The 2114-nt window shown below is 41.7% G+C and carries 1 protein-coding gene; it reads left to right on the top strand.

Annotated elements, in window-relative coordinates:
- Positions 1 to 378: 378 nt before the first annotated feature.
- On the top strand, positions 379 to 2114 hold a 1736-nt coding region (locus CDZ78_RS14390), incomplete at its 3' end, for a TonB-dependent receptor domain-containing protein (RefSeq protein WP_167374318.1).

The following is a 2114-nucleotide window of genomic DNA, read 5'->3' as shown; positions in this document are numbered from 1 at the left end:
GCAAATCATTCCTATTTGCGTTATTATCGTTAAGATTTACATGCTTACCCTGACTCCATATTGAAAATATAAACTGATAATATGGGATGTTTATTATTTTGGGTGCGCCAGAAAACGCTCACGCTATTCTGGCCTAGTTGCCACACACCGACGAGAAGCACTAAAACCTCCACCTTCCCACGCTACGATTACATTTAATAGAGATCATGTAAAAATTTATCATAACTGAGAATTGTAGCTAACCAAAATCACCATCCGATAAGTAAATTAACTTTATTAGTAAATTTATAAATTATAACTAGCCTAATCATCTGAATTTTTAGATAATGTAAAGCTCATCTAATTAGTGTCTGATATCACTTTTCAAATTCAATGGATATGACCCCCAATACTTTCCCTACCCTGACAGCCTTATCTGTGTTAATCACTCTTGGTTTCAGCTCAGCCAGCTATGCTGAACAAGCGATAAACCCCGAACATGAGCATGAAGCACCGAGTCAACCCCAAAGCACTTCTTCTGAACAACAGAGTGAAACAGCACAGAGCGATGTAGAACATGATCCTTCTGCGGTCACTTTGGAGGCGATGACTATACCCTCTGAACAGCCAACACAAGCCTTTGAATCTATACAATTGATAAAAAAAGACCTGGGTATTGCTACTGATGGCGCTGATGTATTAAAACAGACTCCTGGAATTTCAGTCACTCGTCAGGGAGGGACTGCTAGCGACCCACTACTAAGAGGACTAGGTGGTACTAGACTCAATATTTCTATTGATGGCGTACCTTTTGGCGGGGTATGTAATCACCGTATGGACCCGGCAACAGCTTATGTCAGCCCTGGTTCAATGGATTCACTTACTCTACTTAAAGGCCCTCAGTCTGTAAAAAACGGCAACAATATATCAGGGGCAGTCAACTTTGATCGTGCAGAAATCCGTTACCAGGAAATAGGGGCCCGTGCCTATGGTAGCTATCTATATGGTAGCTTTAACCAGCAAGCCTTATCTGTTGACAGTTCTTTTGGTTTTGAAAAGGGTTATTTTGCTTATACTCACAATAACACCAGCGGAGATGATTATACCGATGGTGATGGTAATGTAGTAAAACAAACATTTTACGATACATCTAATGACAGGCTAGCTCTTGGGTTTACCCCTGATGAAGATACCTTGCTGGAAATCTCAGGCCTAACCAGTAAAGGTCAGATTGGTAATGCCACGATACATATGGATGTTACCAAACTAGACCGTGATAATATCAATGTACATTTCAAAAGGGAAAACATGGTTCCCTGGTTAAATAGTGTTGAACTGCGCTATAACTTCACCACTGTTGACCATGATATGGATAACTATACCCTAAGAGATCTACACCCCTGGGAGGAGTACCTGTTAATGGGGCAATTCTGGGATCAACATTTTGGCAAGGCCGAATTTCTCTCAGAAATTACCCCTGATTTAGAATTAACAACAGGCCTTGAGTATCGGAACGATAGTTATGATGCCAATGCTGCGAGTGGTTTTCTGGAACTCCCACCACCGCCCCCTACAAGTGGCTCTGAACTCCCTAAAAACCATATTTTAAGTTTCGGTAATACCGCCGCCTATGCAGAACTTGGCTATCAAATGACCGATGGCCTACGCTGGATTTCAGGGTTTCGAGTAGATTCTCTGGCAACAACGACCGGTACTATGCATGCAGCCGGTGAAACCAGTACTATTGTACTCTCTGGATCAAATCAATACCGCAGGCAGAATTTATTCGCTGGTTTCCTACGTACCGAATACGCATTTGAAAACGTACCTGTTATGTTATCTGCTGGATATGGTCACGCAGAAAGAGCGGCTGATTACTGGGAGGTCTATAGTATGGATGGCTTTGCTCTAAATGCAGAGAAAAATAATGAACTTGATGCAATGATTTCCTACCAGGGGGATAAATTCTCCACTGAATTATCAGTATTTTACAGCCATATTTCTGATTTTATCCTGGTACACCTTGGAGACAGAGCAAATAATATCGATGCGCAACGCACAGGCGGGGAACTGTTGTTAGCGTACAATCTAACGGATTATTTCAGTATGACAGGGAATTTATCCTATGTGTATGG

Source organism: Bathymodiolus platifrons methanotrophic gill symbiont, from assembly GCF_002189065.1.
Taxonomy (GTDB): Bacteria; Pseudomonadota; Gammaproteobacteria; order Methylococcales; family Methylomonadaceae; genus Methyloprofundus.
Note: the sequence above shows the minus strand (reverse complement) of the source record. Positions and strands in the feature narration are given on the sequence as shown.